Source organism: Solibacillus palustris (assembly GCF_022549215.1).
Taxonomy (GTDB): domain Bacteria; phylum Bacillota; class Bacilli; order Bacillales_A; family Planococcaceae; genus Solibacillus; species Solibacillus daqui.
Genome location: NZ_JAKZFC010000001.1, coordinates 1,332,073 through 1,348,969 on the forward strand (window position 1 = coordinate 1,332,073; position 16,897 = coordinate 1,348,969).

Genomic DNA, 16,897 nt, shown 5'->3' on the forward strand with positions numbered 1-16,897 from the left:
GGATTATCGTATAAAATGTCGAATGTAGGTAGAAAAAAGGGGGCATTGTATGCTTACGAATAGCGCTGAACATATGAAAGTTAATCTATTTATGACCTATGATGAATTGTCAGAATACATATTGGTGATGTTTGATAAGCATGAATTAATTGTCAAGGTGTTATATTACAAAGCGAAAAATGACGAAGCAACTGATATAGACGTAGAGAAATTTGAAGTTGTAAAGAGTTTCACTGCTTCAAATTTAGTGGATGCGGAGCTCATGTATTCTAAGTGGAACGATGTACGTATAGCAGTTCCAATGATTTCAGAGTACTTAAAAAGTTGTAATTACTAAAAGAAATAGAATAGGGTGCACAAAATTATAAGCCTTCCTCAGGGGAAATGAACTGCACCCTAATTGCCAACAAGTTTTGTTCGAGAATCAGATCAAATTGAGATTGAAATTGTGGAATAAAGCCATGTATTTTCTGAGATGTTATCATCGTCTTTCTCTTATATAAGTCCTACTTCATAATAATCTGACCACGTTTTGCTGCTCCGTCATCTCCAAATCCTATTATACTGTGTCTCATTCGAATCTGTTTCTATCATGTAAACATCGGGATTCGTTAACTGTTTCCATTGTTCAAAGCCAAAGCTTGGCGAAAACGAATTTAATAGCAGCGAGCTGAGATTGCCATGTGTCACAAGTGCAATTGTTTCAGATTCCTTATTATTTAATTCATGTACTAATGAAAGAATGCGATGCGCTGCTTCGTTACTAGATTCGCCACCTGTAAATTTTACATCCTTATCTTTAAAGGTTTGTTGTAATTTGTCGTACCAATCGGGTAGATTTTCTGAACTTAATACACGCTCCATTAAACGCTCGTCGATTTCAATGTGAAGATTATTTTTCAGAGCAAAGGGCGTAATTGTTTGGATTGTTCTTGTAAATGGGCTAGAGATGATTCGGTCAATTGAGTACGTTTCAAGAAAATCAGCTAATTGCTGTGCTTGTTCTAATCCTGCTTCTGTTAATGCTGCTTCAGGTTCTTGTCCTTCAGCTGAGCAATGTCTAATTAATAGGAACTTGGTCAAATTGTATCCCTCCAAATTGAGTTTTAGTTGCTATTTGAATCACGTTAAACTTCTTCAAACAGTTGCACGAATGATTGAACGGGAAAAAGTAGTTGGTAAACCATCTTCTGTTGCATTTTTTTCAAAAATCTTAGTGATTGTATGTAAATCTGTTTCCATTAATGCTTCAAAAATAGAAGGATGTTGACCAAAACACTTAAGCTTTAGTATATCTTCCGGTGATTCAATAAACTCTGTACTGTTGACAGTTTCAATGGTGTATGAGTTGAAATTGCTATTCTCTAATTGCTGATTAATACGTTGTAAAACCGGTGCACCAGTTGTTGATTCAAAGAGATTTGGAAATAAAAGAGGCAATTCTTTATTCATGTCATCACCTGGATGGAGTCCTAAAATTTTGCCGCCATCTTTAATTACTTTCCTTAATTGAGGATATGCAGAAGTAGGGCCTTTTCTTATATAGGCACAATCAAATTCACTGTTATCAAATGGGAGACCTTTTTTAGCATTTCCTAAAACAAATGATACGTTGTTCGTTTTATTGAATAATCCAGTTTGAAGAAATTGCTCTGTTATATCAAAGCCTACGATTTCTTTTGCAACTAAACCACATTTTTTTGTAAACTCACCGTGCCCACAACCAACATCTAACACCTTTTTACCTGCTATCATTTGCATTACTTCTTGATCAAAAATTAATTCGCCATTAGGCTCGGTTAATTTAGAATTCCAACTGTAGCTATAAATGCCTTGAAATTCGCTTAGCTGCTGATACCATTCAAATGAATGTGGCTGGACCCATTTTAAAAGTGTTTTAGGGTCAGTTAATACCATACAATTTGCCTCCCTTCGTTATAATGTTATTTTAACATAAATTGGGATTTTATCTGATGTGAATTATTTAGTCTGTTTTCAAAAAGATTATTGTTTTTTAGTAAATAGAGTTGATGTTCTTGGAAATTTTGTTAAATTAGTTTTAGAATTGGTAAAAGTAGAGGGGGATCATTATGCCGTTGGAACAAGAAGTTCCTAATATATTAACAATTGGCTTTATTACGATCATTTTAATATTTACTTTATCAACTATCGCTTTGTGGATTAGAAGTAAAGGGAATAGTACAGCGTATAGTATGGTTTCATTGCATTTGTTATTGTTAACGACTGCATTTTATTTCTTTATGAATGCTATTACACTAGATTCCAACCATCCAATGGCTTCTGAAGAGAATTCACTACAATTAGGCATTGCAGCTGTATTTTGGGGTTTGAGTATGCTTAGTCTTTTGGTTGCAATATTCAAATTTTCAAGTAGCTCAACAAAAAGTAAACAATCTTGAATTAAAAATCTCTTTATAAGGATTATAGTAAATCATTCAATGATATGACCAATATTACTGCCGGAAAGGTGGAACAGGTCGTGTTAAAGCAGAGGAAATTGATGCAGATATCGGGTCAGATGTTTAGAAGTGCATAAAAAAGACCTCTATTGTGAGGTAAATGTTTTAATAATTTTTTGATTGTCTTCTAATCATTTTGTAAAAAATTCCTATCAATAATCTTGCGAATGGTGTAGTAAAAGGAATTAAAATAAAAGCGTAGATTGTACCCCAAACTAATGTACCATCAATGTTTATCGTTTCCATGCCACCTCTAACGATAGTTTCACCAAAAATTGCACCTACCGTTCCACTATATAAGGTTACAAGAAACGCACAGATAAGACTTATTAGCCAAAGTTTCTTGTTAGATAAATCTTTTCTATTGTGAAAATAGCCACCTAAAACTGTAAAAGTAAGTGCAAAAGGAATTACAACCGAAAAATACAACCAACTTTCACCCCGAAATGAGGTTACTCCACCAGCCAATATTTGTCCGATTAGCATAAATAACAATGCAGCAACAAATGAAAATACTGCACCGAAAATAAAACCTTTAATCAAAGCAAAACTTTTCATAATTTCACCACCTAATACTTATTACGAGACAATAATGATTTATCTTTTTAATTATTTACATTACTCTACTATTTTAACAGAATATGTTTAACGGCAGAATTTAATTTAAAAACCACATTCTTCAAGAAAACAGCGTATTGAATAAAGCTTAAGAGTAAATAGGCTAAAAAAATAAAGTAGGTGCTTTCACATGTTGTGATAAAGCACCTACTTTTAAATTTTGCACATTTCGCTATTAACCTTTTTTAATTTGTTGAATCTGCCTGCTTTCTTACTAAAAAATAGGCGGTAATATAAGCGGTAATTGGAATAACAAGTGTGACGCCAATCGCTGCACAACAAATCGTAATCAATTCACTGCTGAACACTTTCGAATTGATGATTTCACCTAATGAATAAGAAAGGTCCTTAAACCAGATAAGTAAGGCCAAGTAACCCCCAAAAAAAGCAAAAAATAATGTATTGGTACTCGTCCCTAAAATATCTCTACCAATACTTAAGCCAAAACGGAACAGCTCTTTTCTTTCAATATTTGGGTGATGAAAATGCATTTCTCTCATAGGTGAGGCAATAGCGATTGCTGCATCTGTAATGGCACCAATCGTACTCATAATAATAACTGACACCGCAATTTTGACGAAATCAAGTCCAATATAAAATGAGAACATGCCCATTTCCTCGGTTTCCTCTTCACCAAAGCCCTGTATCATCGCGCTATTTGTGATTAAAGAAATAAAGATGACTAACACAATTGTCGTCAGTATGGTTGCTAAAAAGGCAGTTTTCGTAGTCCAGTTCACTTCGTTAATGTAAAAAAGGTTAATACAACTAATGAATAAACAGGCAATTAATGTTAAAATGACCGGATTGAGAGTAGGGGCATTCATAAAGAATACGGTCATGATTATTACACCGAAATTTAGAAATAGGGCAATAAATGACCGAATCCCTTTTTTGCCACCGATGATCGCCATAAACACGAATAACAGCCCTGCAAGTAAAACTAATACATTCATAGCTTTGCCTTCTTTCTATTCACAAAAAATATAGCGGTATACAGACCAATTGGAATCGTAAGGACTATTCCGATCCCACCTGCTAATGCACGTACTAATTCAAGGGATAGATTCAGTGAAAGTGTATAACCAAGCGTAGACGCATTTTTGAAATAAAGTAATAGGATGGGTATCGAACCACTAACGTAGGCAAAGAACAAAATATTCGTCATCGTGCCCATAATATCCTTGCCGATTTCCAAGCCTGATTTTGTAAGAGCTTTTACTGAAATCGTAGGGTCTTTTTCATACAATCCAAAAATTGAAGAAGACATTGTTATCGCAACATCCATTACAGCTCCTAAAGCGCCAATAATTAAGCCAGCTAAAAAGACTGTTTTATATGGGCGCGATATAAACTGCAATTCCTCATAACGAAGGCCATTTTCGCCCGTAATAACTAAAGCGATATATGTAATGAAAAGCGATGTAAACGTCCCAATCAGTGTGGCGATAATCGCAGAGAATGTCTTTTCATTTTTGCCATTTACGAGTAATAACGAAACGATGGTAAATACAAATACGCAAGCCCCACAAATCCATAACAAACTTTGATTGGCATACTTAATGTAAATATCTAATGCAAACCATAGAACACCCGCATTAAAGGCTAAACTAATAACGGATAATAACCCTTGTCTTTTGCCGACGAGCAACAGTACAAAAATAAATACCCATGCAATGATGACTAAATATTTATCCCGCTTCACACCGGTAATTACACCGGTTTGCTCCTGACCCTCTTGCAATTGAGTATCGAATGAAACGAACACTTCACTACCCACCTCAAATTTTTGGTCAAATGCTTGAGATTTAGAATATTCATTTGTTAAATGAATGAGTGTTCCTTTTTCAGTACCGTTTTTCACCTTAGCGATTAACTGCTGAGTATATAAAACGTCTTTGTTTTGAAAATTATCTTCTACATTTGTTGTGCTGGTTATCGTTACATCAACAACTTCTGCAATCGAGCTTTGATAGAATGCATAATTGTGATGGACAAATACAAGCGAGCCGATGAATAAAGCGATGAGCACAACCGTAAATAGGCATTGTTGCCAAGATGTTTTTTGATAAAACTTTTGAAGTAACTGCATATGCATACCCCCTGTAAATAAAATATATGTAACATATCACACTATATCAAATAAATGATATGAATAGGAATGTCGTCAGCCTTTTCCATATGGATAGACCAAATATGCGCATCATCACAAAGAAAAAGGGGAGGAAATCCAAATTACCAACAGTTAACTTAGTTCTACTTTAGCAATAATGAAATCGAGCTTGATTCTTCATTTACAACGACATTTTGTTGTTCAGAGTTCCCATCAGCATATTTGGCAACTACGCTGATTATGATGTCATCCTCTACTGTATTACCATTATGGGGAATTGCGAGTGAATATTGATATTGATCTTGCTCATTATATTGAACTGTAAAGGTAGGCCCAATTTCTTTTATACCTTGAAAGAGAGCTGAATTTGGCTCACTTGAAATGGTATAAATCTTTTCTGATAATAATCTATCTTTATTTTTTACCTCATCTGCTGTTAGGGTAACATCCTCTATAAATATCCCTTTGTTTATTGTATAAGTGATAGAGTCAATATCTTTTCCTGAGATATTTAGCATAACATCTGTAAAAATTAAGTTATTGCCATTCCCATTACCACTTATACTAGTGATAACACCTATTCTTTCTACAGGTAATAACTCGAACGTAGCTTTTTCGGTTGAAAGATTTGTATGAAGCGGATTGCCATTAGTGCTGTTTGCATAAGCTGTGATGGTAAAGTTTGCACCTTTCGGATTTCCGGATAAATTAAAAAGTGGCATGCTAATCATAATAATCAGATGCTGTGGCTAAAGCGCGGGCGATAAAGCCTTCTATTCCGTTGATAGGCGATGAAGCGATTCCTTTACATGATGAACTACAATTAGAGAAGTTGTTAGTGAAGGTAGGACAGTGAATAAAAGCTGTTTTGTCTTATTTTTAATAATAGAAGAAAAATATAAAACAGTAATGCTTTTAAGATTCTAAAATGTATTTGGTTGAAAATGAAAGAAATATAAAGGGGTTCCTGATATGGAATTAAAACAAAATTCAAATCGATGTGTTGTGCTTCTTCACGAGATTTACGGAATCAATCAGCACATAGAATATTATGCAAAGCTATTTTATAAACAAAACTTTGATGTATATATCCCCAATTTAATAAATAATGAAACTCCATTTCCTTATGAAGAGGAGGAACGAGCATACCGTCATTTTATGGAGAACGTTGGGTTTGAAAAGGCATATAAACAAGTGATGGCACTGATCCAAGTTTTATCAAAAGAATATATAGAAATTCATGTAATCGGTTTTAGTGTCGGTGCAACAGTTGCTTGGCTCTGTAGTAGTCATAAAGAAGTACATAGGGTTGTTGGGTTCTATGGATCGCGTATTCGAGAGTATCTAAATAGGATTCCCAAATGTGAAACTATTTTAATTTATGGCGAGCATGAGCAGTCATTTGATCCGAAAGATTTAAAATGTAAACTGTCGCATTATTCAAATGTATGGGTGAAGATAGTAGAAGGGGGTCATGGCTTTGCGGACCCGTATTCAAAGAATTACAATAAAATAAGTGCTGATCGTATATTAGAATATTGGTGTCCGTTTTATAATGTTAATTAGCAACTCTTTACACTTAACTACGATTTTGAAGAATGGTATCTGCCAATGCCAAAGCTTAGACTCTGCATTTAAATTAAAATAGTCCCTTGTAAGATTGCTCCTACAGGGGACATTCACTTATAACCTACTACACTTCATATCTTGAATTGGAGGGAACTATCAGAATTGTATTTGCACCGGGTACAGGGATATTAATAAATATCTCGATTCCAAAAACGTTGCGTTGCAATGGCCTCCACAAATTTTTCTCCAAAATCAGCATTACCAGTTTGTACTACAATACCTGGTCCAATTTTTGCATTGGATTCGTTTAAAAATTGCATACCTGTTCGTGCAACGCCAATTGGTTTATAGTGGCGAAATGCTTGATTAATATTAATTAGTATATCTTGATTAAATTTTGCTTGATTGTCTGCACTTACCCCTACGACATATAAGGCGTCAAACAATACGGAATCTGTTGTTAAATAGGTTTCATTCGCCATTAATTGGACGCCTTCCTTACTTTCAATTGCCCCTATTCGCTCACCAATGATACTATATCTCACACCGTATTTAGTGAGCGTTTTCAACACATTATTCACTTCTGTAGCATCGAATCCATTGCCAATAAGTACACCGACTTTAAGTGTTTGTGGCAGTTTTATTGTATTCGCTTGACTCAGCGCGGGTGAAGATGCCGTAACAGTTGATTGTTCACCAGTTGGTTTGTTAACGCCTACATTATGAGCAATTATCGTAGCCATTTCTTTATCAACATGGACAAACATATCGACAACTTGTTGCCGAACGGATTGACTATTCACTTTCCCTACTTCGAAGCTAAAGGCATTGATGATATGTTGCTTTTCGGGTGGTGACATACTGTTCCAAAATAGCCTTGCTTGTGAGAAATGATCATCAAACGATTTACTTCGTGCACGGGTAATACGTCCTTCCACTTTTTCCTCATAATGAACAAACCCACCTTTAGCTTCAGTCGATGTCGAAGGTGTATTATTTGCTAGAGAGTTTTTATGATAACTTACTCGCCCTACATTAATCGTCTGTCGGCTAAAGCCATTGCGCTGATTATTGTGAATTGGACATATCGGTCGGTTAATCGGAATTTCAGCAAAATTTGGTCCACCTAAACGAAGAAGCTGTGTATCAATATAAGAAAATAAACGGCCTTGCAACAGCGGGTCATTTGTAAAATCAATGCCCGGCACAACATTACCAGGATGGAAAGCGACTTGTTCGGTTTCTGCAAAAACGTTGTCAACATTACGATTTAATGTCAACTTCCCAATAATCTTTACAGGTACTATTTCTTCAGGCCAAAGTTTCGTTGCATCTAAAATGTCAAAATCAAATTTAAATTCTTCTTCTTGCTCAAGTATTTGTACACCTAGTTCGTACTCTGGAAAATTCCCCATTTCGATTGATTCCCATAAATCTCGACGTTGAAAATCTGTATCTTTTCCTGCAATAATTTGTGCTTCATCCCACACGAGTGAATGAACGCCTAATACTGGTTTCCAATGAAACTTTACAAATCTCGACTTCCCTTTGTCATTGATAAAACGGAAAGTATGGACACCGAAACCTTCCATCATTCGGTAATTTTTGGGGATCGCCCTATCTGACATCAACCACATCACCATAGCAGCACTTTCCTGATTGTTCGCAACAAAATCCCAAAATGTATCATGTGCTGTAGCTGCTTGTGGCATTTCATTATTAGGCTCTGGCTTCGCGGCATGAATTAAATCTGGAAACTTCATCGCATCTTGTATGAAGAAGATTGGAATATTGTTTCCGACTAAATCGTAATTGCCTTCCTCGGTATAAAATTTGACGGCAAATCCACGCACATCTCGTGCTGTATCCATCGAACCAGAACTCCCAACAACATTAGAAAATCGCAAAAATACAGGCGTTTTTGACCCTGCTTTTTGTAAAAATCCTGCTCTTGTATATTCTTTCATAGATTCGTACAAAACAAATTCTCCGTGGGCAGCATAACCTCTTGCATGAACGACACGCTCTGGAATTCGCTCATGATCAAAATGCGTCATCTTCTCTCTGAAGTGAAAATCCTCCATTAATGTTGGACCTCGAACGCCTGATTTTAACGAATCTTCATCATTTGAAACATTCACACCCTGATTAGTCGTCATCTTTTTCCCGACATTATTTACACGAAACTCCTCAAGTTGTTGTTCCTTGGCATCTGTATCTTTTCCATGATTAGACCAAGATTTGTCCACGAAATCTCCTTTCCTCACTTAACAATTTTCATTTCCCAATTGCCTCATACAATATATGTTTTCTGGATAGATTCATACTTCAATCAATTTCATAAACCATCTTTTTTAAGAGCTTAGACTTCTCCTGTGTGAAAACTTACGTTAAAAAATTTATGCAGCTCCTGTTGCTCTTGTAATTGTGCATTTATGCGATCTACTGCTAATTTGTAGGTATTATAAATAAACGTTACTAGTTTTTTCAGAAGGTTTAGAGGCATCACATGATTCAAAATGACATCAAGAAAATTTTCAGTAAAGGCTGTTTGAGATACTGAAGGGATGAGAATTATGAAATTAACTCATAAATATCTCCAATTTATTAACTATTGAAACTCCATTTCCATATGAAGAGGAGGAACTAACGGGGCAGTTTTGTTGTACAAGGGGTTAAGTTGATTAGTTATTGCACATATGCTTAAGGATTCCCTTTCTCATTTTGATACTAATAATATTTATATTTTCTTAAGAATTATAATAAGAGATTCTTAAGATTTATCTACTATACTTCAGTTATAGCAAGGAAGTAAAACAAATTTAAAACTTGCGATTACAGGAGGAAAAATATTATGAAATCAACGAAAATATTGGGATTAGCGTTAGTTGGGATATTGGGTACTGGAGGTGTTACAGCTATTGCACATGCATCAAATAATATAGTGCCATTGAATACAGTAATGACTGAACAGGCTGTTGAACAAGACAGTTACAAAGAAAATAAATTTAAAGAAGTAGCACTTGATGCTTTTCAAAAGAATTTTAATGAAACAGTAGATACTAAAAACTTTTATGAAGGAAAAAATGAGTTTTATGAGATAGACGGACATAAATTTTATACAACAGGATGGAGTAATAAAAATAGTGAATTTATAAATGGAAATACAGCCATTCAATATAGTGCAATATTAGACGCGGAAACTAATAAGATAGTAAGTCTACAGTATCATCCAGGAGAAGCTAGAAATCAAAATTATAAGAATTTTTCTTATGATGAAGCTAAAAATTTAGCAACTAACTTTGTTAAAGAGAATAACATATTAGATGGTAAAAGCTATGAATTTTTAGAAGAACCAAGTAAAGAAGTAAATACAGCTAAAGATTCAAAAGAGGATTGGTACTATCATTTTTATTTTAAATATGATGGAGGAAAAACGTGTTTAGTTAATGTAAATAAAGACCTTAAGAAAGTAACTGAATTTAGTTTAGATGAAGGTCAACTTCAGGGTTAATGATGTACTACGTAAACCCTCGATGTACATGATAAACTTCTTAAGTTGTGACGAGATATTCTTATAAGATACAAAAAGGACTTACTGTTAATAGTAAGTCCTTTTTCATCTAACCTCTTATTTAACTAACGAATAGAGACAATTAGAAGGTCTTCATATAAAATTGATCAAAATCTAGTGAAAACCTTTATATGAAGATTCATCTTCCAAAACGGTTAAAGTCTTCATAAAGCCATTAAATCCTTGAAATTTATAAGCCGCTTCATTAATGCCAATCCCTTCATTATTCTTCATCAGTCCCACAAAACTCCCTAAAATATTTTATCCAAGGTCTTTACATGAACTGATTGTTTTATCAATCTTTGGCTATGTCTCAGTGGCTATTTGAGCATTCAATTTTTTCCCTGAAAAAAATTCTGAAAATTTTATTCGATTTGTATTGACAACAAATTATTGGTTTGTATATATTGTATATAAAGTATATATACAATATGGATTGAGGAACATGCATGCAAATTTTAATTTCACATAATTCAAAAGAACCTATTTATGAGCAAATCGTACAGCAAATTAAGAAAGCCATTTTAGCAAATGACATTCCGGCTGGCTACGCTTTACCATCTATGCGTAACATGGCGAAGGATTTGGATGTGAGTGTCATCACAACAAAGCGCGCCTACGAAGAGCTTGAAAAGGTAGGGCTCATTTATTCGGTTGTTGGGAAAGGCTCTTTTGTATCAGAGCAGAATAAGGAAATGATATTAGAACGAAAACAAAAGGTAATTGAGGAGCAGCTAAGTCAGGCGATTGTAAATGGGAAAGAGATTGGCTTAGATTTAAATGACATACAAGCGCTCGTCGCACTTTTATATGAGGAGAGGGAATAATGGAAGCAGTCATTAAATTAAATAATGTCAGTAAACGTTTTTCAGGTTTTGAAGTGAAGGATTTATCATTTGAAGTGAAAAAAGGCTTTGTTACAGGCTTTGTCGGTGCGAATGGCATGGGTAAATCAACAACAATTAAGCTCATTATGAATCTTCTTCAGCCAGACAAAGGAGAAGTATCTGTATTTGGTTTAGATTATCAAACGCATGAACGTGAGATTAAACAACGTATTGGCTTTGTCTTTGATGAACATGTCTTTTACGAAAATTTAACACTGCTAGAAATGAAAAAAATTATTGAGCCTGCATACGACAATTGGGATGAAGGAATGTTTCAGCGCTATGTAGACGAGTTTCAATTGCCGCTCAAGAAAAAGCTAAAAACTTTTTCAAAGGGAATGCAGATGAAAGCATCACTTGCGATTGCATTATCGCATCACGCGGACTTAATTATTATGGATGAACCAACAGCAGGGTTAGACCCAGTATTTCGACGTGAATTACTGAGCTTATTACGCAATATTGTGCAGGATAGTGAAAAAACGATTTTCTTCTCGACACATATCACATCTGATTTAGATCGCATTGCAGATTATATCGTATTTATTCATGAAGGGCAGCTTATCTTTACGCAGGAATTTTATAAGCTGGAGCAGCAATATGTTCTTGTAAAGGGTGGATTGGACTTACTTGATTCTGATACTAAAAAATCATTTATTGCGCTTCAACAATCAAAACATGGGTTCGAGGGATTATCGGCTGACAAAACTGCTGTAATGGAGCTGTTTGGCGATCTGGCGATTTATGAGCCTGCAACGTTAGAAGATATTTTATACTACACGAAGAAGGGGACGAAGGAAGTTGCTGCAACTAATTAAAAAGGATTTTTATATTCAAAAAATGGTTTGGCTATTTATGATTTTAGCGATTGCGATTTATATTTTTGCACAAGCATCATCACTTTTTGTTGGCATTATTTTTGGAATTGTGATGACGGTTAATCTCTTTGCAATAGATGAAAAAAAATCAGCCCAATTATTGTTGAACTCCTTACCGTTTACGCGTAAAGAAATTGTAAGTTCAAAGTATATTGCCGCGTTTTTATATATTATGTGCATTATCGCCACGATTAGCGTGTTGCATGTAGTCGTAAATCAAGCAATTCCAAATATTTATCATTTATTAATGATTTGTATTGTGAGCCTGTTAGTAGTTGCAATTTTTTATCCGTTTGCGTATCGATTCAGCAGTAAATATTTTACGTTTTTATTTGTCGGTATTTTTGCGGCCTACTTATTTTGTCTAAAATTATTTGTACCTAATATAAATGATCAAATTCGTGAGCTTGTTGGCTATTTATCAAGTGTCAGCCAGCCGATGATTTATGCGTATATTTTAGTGGCAACTGTTATTTTTTACAGTATGTCTTGGCTGCTTTCGATTCGTATATATTCGAAGAAGGTATTTGAATAGGGGGAATGAATGTGCGTAAACAACAAAAAACGCCTTTTTATAATCGTGCCTGGTTTGTATCTATTGCCGTATTTTGCATTGTGCAACTGCTATTCTTTGCTATGGAAAAAACAGGGTGGATACCGAATTTAAGAGATTTTGATGGGAAGCTGTTAGGAAAAGTAACGGAACTTCACTTTTTTAAAGAATGGTTCCAGTTTTATGAAACACAGTGGTTTAATTTATTCACATTGTTTTTAGCATTTTTTGTTGTACTTCAGTTTGTTGGCAGCGCGGTGAAGGGCATTTCACTGAAATTGAAGGGATAATATTTGAAAGAGGGCCTAGTTTGTAGATGCTAGGCTTTTTAATTTTGAATATTAAGATAAATAGATTCCGAATGTAGCTTTGAGAGTGTTATATTAGAAATATAGTATAGATATGGAGGTCCAACATGTTAAAAGATGATTGGTTTACCGTTCGACAAATTGATGATAAGACATTTGCAATTAGCGAATTAGGTCATTGGGAAAAAGTACATTCTTTTTTGTTGTTAGGAGATTCAAAAGCCGCTCTTATCGATACAGGCTTAGGTATTGATAGCATGAAGCGAGTTACAGACCAGTTAACAACCTTACCGATTGATGTTATTACAACACATGTTCACTCTGATCATATTGGAAGTCATGGTGAATATACACGTATTTTTGTTCATGAGGATGAAGAATCTTGGTTAACTAATGGCATTGTAGGATTATCCATCGAGCAGATTAGAGCAAATACAGCAAGAGATATTACGATCCCCATACCCAATAGCTTTAACCCCGATACATATACGCCATTTACTGGAAGACCTACCGGATTATTAAAACATGGTGATGTCTTTGATTTAGGAAATCGAAAGTTAATTATTTATCACACACCTGGGCATTCGCCAGGACATATTACTATATTTGATGAAACGAAAGGCTATTTATTTACTGGAGATTTACTCTATGATGAAACACCAATCTATGCCTTTTACCCAACAACTAATCCTGTAGATTTAGTCAACTCTTTAGAAAAAATAGCGAAAATTCCTAATATAAATATGATATACGGTTCACACAATTCATTAGGCATTACACCAGATATCTTAAACGAAGTTAAATTGGCAATAGCACACTTAAAAGATAATGATTTAGTGAAATTCGGCACAGGGATACACAGATTTAATGGTTTTAGTGTGCAATTTTAGCGGAATTATTTTTACTTATATAAAATATCGTTCCCAACATTATTGAAGAACGAAAAGCCATCTCATTCCAAATGTAAATGAGATGGCTAATTTTTATATTTGATTCATGTACTATATAGAATTATTGTGATTGAATAATATAATCATTAACAAATGCTTTTATGAAAAATAATTCATTATCATTAGGGCCTCTTTTATTATCTAGCTTAAAGCATGCTACAGCATTCTCTAAAGAGCTTGATGTTACAGCCTGACTTGCTGTTGTTAATTCTTCCCAAAATATATTCATTTCATTTGAATCACATATCGATTCATGACCAAGTAGGAACAATTCTGCATCAAACTTTTGGATGTCTTCAATCATTGGTAATAGCAACGATTGCTTATAATGAAATAAAGAATTTGTCGTTGTACCGTATGGACAATCACCCAAGAAAATAACTTTTTCGTCCGGAATATAAATGATTGTAGAGTCATCAGTATGGGTAGCATTGATTCTCTCGATTATGCAAATTTTATTTCCTAAATCAATAGTTAAAGTATCTTCAAAAATTACATCTGGAGAACGCAATTTAAAGCTAGCCCTATTTGGGACTTCGGACTGTATAATTTCCATACACATAGAACTCATTTCATTATTACCTACATATTCATGTAATGATTTATCATCGAATGTGTAATTTCTCCATTTTTTCAACAATTCATTTGTTAGACTATTAACTATAATAGTTGCATCAATTTCATTCATTCCTAAAAAGTGATCCCAATGCGCATGCGTAATAACCATATATTTAACTGGGGGTACATTTAAGTTCTCGATTTCTAATAAAAAATCAATAGCATGCTGTGTAGAATTCCCAGAATCAATAATTAAGCTATATTGGTCGCCGCATACCAAGCCTAATGTAGGTCGGTCTTTATCATCTTGATTAGGAAAATAATAGATCGTATCACTTATTTTGTTTAACATGTTATGTCTCCTCTATTTTTGATATTGATGTTATGAAAGAGAAAATCTACATGTATTTTAAAAAAAATTAAAGATTTTCTCATGTTATTTTTTTACCATTGGACCAATACCTCCTACATTAATAGGGAAATTATAACATATTATCGATCTATTATTAAGATATCCCTGATTATAGTGTTGGAAATATTTTGTAGTCAGAAAATTCGAGTTAATGTAATATAGAATATATGTTCTTAATTAGGGGGAGAATAATTGGATAAAAATAAATATCGACAAATCTGGAATTTAGATAGTATCTTTCAAAGCATAAAAAAATCAAATCAATTTTCAAATCATATACAGGATATCGAGCAAGGATTAGGCAAATTGGATGGAGATATAGCAGCTACTAGTATTTCAAGTGTAGAAGATGCTGATCATATCCTAAACATACTAATGAAAATCGACAGTATTAAGCTTAAATTGTCACAAGCCTCCTCATTTATCACTTGCTTATTAGCTCAAAACCCATCTGATCAAGAGGCGAGTGTTTTTCAAGGTAGGGTTACTAAATTAAATAGTAAATATGGTGTTACATTAACAAATTTTCAGGCTATCTTAGCAAGCACTTCATTGGAAATATGGATTGATGTTCTTGAATCTGAGGTGTTAAAAGACTTTAATTTTATATTGGCAGAATGGCGTGAAGAAGGGGAAACATCATTAACTTCTAATGAAAAAGCGATTTTGTCTAAGTTATCTATAGATGGTTATCATGCGTGGGGACAGCTATATCAAACATTAATGAGTAATCTCGAAATTGAAATTCAATTGGAAGGGAAGCCACAGAAATATTCAATAGGGCAAGCTTTGAATTTACGCGCACATTCGAATGAGGAACTTCGTAAATTAGGGCACGAAAAATTAGAGCTTAAATGGTCAGAACAAAAAGAAACCTTTGCCAAAGTGTTAAATCATATAGCTGGTTTTCGACTTCAACTTTACAATTTTCAAGGAATCGATGATGTTTTGGAAGAGCCCTTACGTAAAAATAGAATGAAAAAACAAACACTAGAGGCAATGTGGTCTGTTGTAAGTAAGAATAAAAATGCTTTTGCAGAATACTTAAATCGAAAAGGGAAAATAACTGGTCAAGAGAAGATGCAATCCTATAACTTTTGGGCAAATTTTGAAACAAACAGCCAAAAGATTCATTATGATGATGCAATTGATTTAGTAAAAGGCTCCTTTCGTAAATTTGGAAAGCAGTTAGAAGCATTCGTAACAACTGCAATTGAAGAAGGGTGGATTGAAGCTGAAAATCGCCCTAAAAAGTCAGCCGCTGCATTTTGTGCGGGCTTTCCGATGTCTGAGGAATCAAGAATTTTTATGACATTTGATGGAACGATGAAAAGTATTTTAACACTTGCACATGAACTAGGTCATGCTTTTCATAATACAGCCATGAATGGTATTTCAAGTTTGAACCGACAATATCCACTATGCATTGCTGAAACGGCTTCATTTTTTGCTGAAATGATTGTATTGGATGTAGCAATTGAAACGGCTGAATCAAAATCAGAAAAAATATCACTACTTGACGAAAAATTAAAAAGAAGTGTAATGAATTTTATGAACATTCATAGTAGGTTTCTTTTTGAGCAAAATTTTTATGAAGAAAGAAAAAAAGGGCTAGTTTCTACACAGCGATTAAATGAGTTAATGCAAGAAGCAATTTTGGATGGATATAGAGATTCTCTTGATAATGTATCAGTATATACGTGGCTTTGGACACCGCATTTTTATATTACAGATGCACCATTTTATAATTTCCCATACACATTTGGCTATTTATTAACATATAGTCTATATGAAAAAGCAAAAGAAATTGGTCCTGACTTTGAAAATATTTATATTCAATTGTTGCGAGATTCAGGGAAAATGCCCATCGAAGAATTGATCCTGAAACATTTAAATGAGGACATTACTAATGAAGCCTTTTGGGAAAAAGGAATGAAACTTTGTGTTCAGGATGTCGAACTTTTTCTGGAATTAACAGCTTATGAAAGAGTTTAACG

At 34.1% G+C, this 16,897-nt stretch carries 18 protein-coding genes; 10 read left to right on the plus strand and 8 right to left on the minus strand.

Annotated features, from left to right (window positions below; all coding sequences use genetic code 11):
* The first annotated feature begins 49 nt into the window (after nucleotides 1–49).
* Nucleotides 50–337, plus strand: coding sequence for a trypsin (locus LZ480_RS06370; protein WP_241368540.1), 288 nt, complete (start codon nucleotides 50–52; stop codon nucleotides 335–337).
* Between the two features lie 206 nt (nucleotides 338–543).
* Here the strand turns inward: LZ480_RS06370 and LZ480_RS06375 are convergent, their stop codons facing one another.
* Nucleotides 544–1,083 (minus strand): histidine phosphatase family protein, encoded by a 540-nt coding sequence (locus LZ480_RS06375; RefSeq protein ID WP_241368541.1) that lies wholly within the window; start codon nucleotides 1,081–1,083, stop codon nucleotides 544–546.
* 54 nt (nucleotides 1,084–1,137) lie between these two features.
* Nucleotides 1,138–1,917, minus strand: a complete 780-nt coding sequence (locus LZ480_RS06380) for a class I SAM-dependent methyltransferase (RefSeq protein ID WP_241368542.1) — start codon at nucleotides 1,915–1,917, stop codon at nucleotides 1,138–1,140.
* Between the two features lie 173 nt (nucleotides 1,918–2,090).
* On the opposite strand from LZ480_RS06380, the gene LZ480_RS06385 reads away from it, so the two are divergent.
* Nucleotides 2,091–2,420 (plus strand): hypothetical protein, encoded by a 330-nt coding sequence (locus tag LZ480_RS06385; RefSeq protein WP_241368543.1) that lies wholly within the window; start codon nucleotides 2,091–2,093, stop codon nucleotides 2,418–2,420.
* Nucleotides 2,421–2,585: 165 nt separating this feature from the next.
* Here the strand turns inward: LZ480_RS06385 and LZ480_RS06390 are convergent, their stop codons facing one another.
* The 4 genes from LZ480_RS06390 to LZ480_RS06405 all read right to left on the minus strand — a co-directional run bounded on the left by LZ480_RS06390 (nucleotide 2,586) and on the right by LZ480_RS06405 (nucleotide 5,942).
* A complete protein-coding gene (locus LZ480_RS06390) occupies nucleotides 2,586–3,038 on the minus strand; it encodes a hypothetical protein (RefSeq protein WP_241368544.1) in 453 nt (150 codons plus the stop codon).
* 245 nt (nucleotides 3,039–3,283) lie between these two features.
* The gene (locus tag LZ480_RS06395) at nucleotides 3,284–4,054 is read right to left on the minus strand and encodes a YibE/F family protein (protein ID WP_241368545.1); all 771 of its coding nucleotides are present in this window, start codon (nucleotides 4,052–4,054) and stop codon (nucleotides 3,284–3,286) included.
* A complete protein-coding gene (locus LZ480_RS06400; RefSeq protein ID WP_241368546.1) occupies nucleotides 4,051–5,190 on the minus strand; it encodes a YibE/F family protein in 1,140 nt (379 codons plus the stop codon). Before LZ480_RS06400 ends, LZ480_RS06395 begins: the two co-directional genes overlap by 4 nt.
* A 164-nt stretch (nucleotides 5,191–5,354) precedes the next feature.
* The gene (locus tag LZ480_RS06405) at nucleotides 5,355–5,942 is read right to left on the minus strand and encodes a hypothetical protein (RefSeq protein ID WP_241368547.1); all 588 of its coding nucleotides are present in this window, start codon (nucleotides 5,940–5,942) and stop codon (nucleotides 5,355–5,357) included.
* A 241-nt stretch (nucleotides 5,943–6,183) separates the two neighbouring features.
* On the opposite strand from LZ480_RS06405, the gene LZ480_RS06410 reads away from it, so the two are divergent.
* On the plus strand, nucleotides 6,184–6,777 hold the full coding sequence (locus tag LZ480_RS06410; RefSeq protein WP_241368548.1) for a dienelactone hydrolase family protein: 594 nt from the start codon (nucleotides 6,184–6,186) through the stop codon (nucleotides 6,775–6,777).
* A gap of 191 nt (nucleotides 6,778–6,968) precedes the next feature.
* Here LZ480_RS06410 and LZ480_RS06415 read toward each other — a convergent pair whose 3' ends face one another.
* A complete protein-coding gene (locus LZ480_RS06415) occupies nucleotides 6,969–9,029 on the minus strand; it encodes a catalase (protein ID WP_241368549.1) in 2,061 nt (686 codons plus the stop codon).
* A gap of 605 nt (nucleotides 9,030–9,634) precedes the next feature.
* Between LZ480_RS06415 and LZ480_RS06420 the strand changes: the two genes are divergently transcribed.
* The 6 genes from LZ480_RS06420 to LZ480_RS06445 all read left to right on the plus strand — a co-directional run bounded on the left by LZ480_RS06420 (nucleotide 9,635) and on the right by LZ480_RS06445 (nucleotide 13,870).
* The gene (locus LZ480_RS06420) at nucleotides 9,635–10,294 is read left to right on the plus strand and encodes a hypothetical protein (RefSeq protein ID WP_241368550.1); all 660 of its coding nucleotides are present in this window, start codon (nucleotides 9,635–9,637) and stop codon (nucleotides 10,292–10,294) included.
* 509 nt (nucleotides 10,295–10,803) lie between these two features.
* Nucleotides 10,804–11,181, plus strand: a complete 378-nt coding sequence (locus tag LZ480_RS06425; RefSeq protein WP_241368551.1) for a GntR family transcriptional regulator — start codon at nucleotides 10,804–10,806, stop codon at nucleotides 11,179–11,181.
* A complete protein-coding gene (locus LZ480_RS06430; RefSeq protein ID WP_241368552.1) occupies nucleotides 11,181–12,059 on the plus strand; it encodes an ABC transporter ATP-binding protein in 879 nt (292 codons plus the stop codon). The genes LZ480_RS06425 and LZ480_RS06430 overlap by 1 nt, the downstream gene beginning before the upstream one ends.
* A complete protein-coding gene (locus LZ480_RS06435; RefSeq protein ID WP_241368553.1) occupies nucleotides 12,043–12,654 on the plus strand; it encodes an ABC-2 transporter permease in 612 nt (203 codons plus the stop codon). Before LZ480_RS06430 ends, LZ480_RS06435 begins: the two co-directional genes overlap by 17 nt.
* Nucleotides 12,655–12,665: 11 nt before the next feature.
* Nucleotides 12,666–12,962 (plus strand): YfzA family protein, encoded by a 297-nt coding sequence (locus tag LZ480_RS06440; protein WP_241368554.1) that lies wholly within the window; start codon nucleotides 12,666–12,668, stop codon nucleotides 12,960–12,962.
* Nucleotides 12,963–13,087: 125 nt separating this feature from the next.
* Nucleotides 13,088–13,870: an MBL fold metallo-hydrolase gene (locus tag LZ480_RS06445; protein ID WP_241368555.1), complete on the plus strand. Its 783-nt coding sequence runs from the start codon at nucleotides 13,088–13,090 to the stop codon at nucleotides 13,868–13,870.
* Between the two features lie 121 nt (nucleotides 13,871–13,991).
* Here LZ480_RS06445 and LZ480_RS06450 read toward each other — a convergent pair whose 3' ends face one another.
* On the minus strand, nucleotides 13,992–14,840 hold the full coding sequence (locus tag LZ480_RS06450; RefSeq protein WP_241368556.1) for an MBL fold metallo-hydrolase: 849 nt from the start codon (nucleotides 14,838–14,840) through the stop codon (nucleotides 13,992–13,994).
* Nucleotides 14,841–15,092: 252 nt separating this feature from the next.
* On the opposite strand from LZ480_RS06450, the gene LZ480_RS06455 reads away from it, so the two are divergent.
* Nucleotides 15,093–16,895: a M3 family oligoendopeptidase gene (locus tag LZ480_RS06455; RefSeq protein WP_241368557.1), complete on the plus strand. Its 1,803-nt coding sequence runs from the start codon at nucleotides 15,093–15,095 to the stop codon at nucleotides 16,893–16,895.
* Nucleotides 16,896–16,897: the final 2 nt, after the last annotated feature.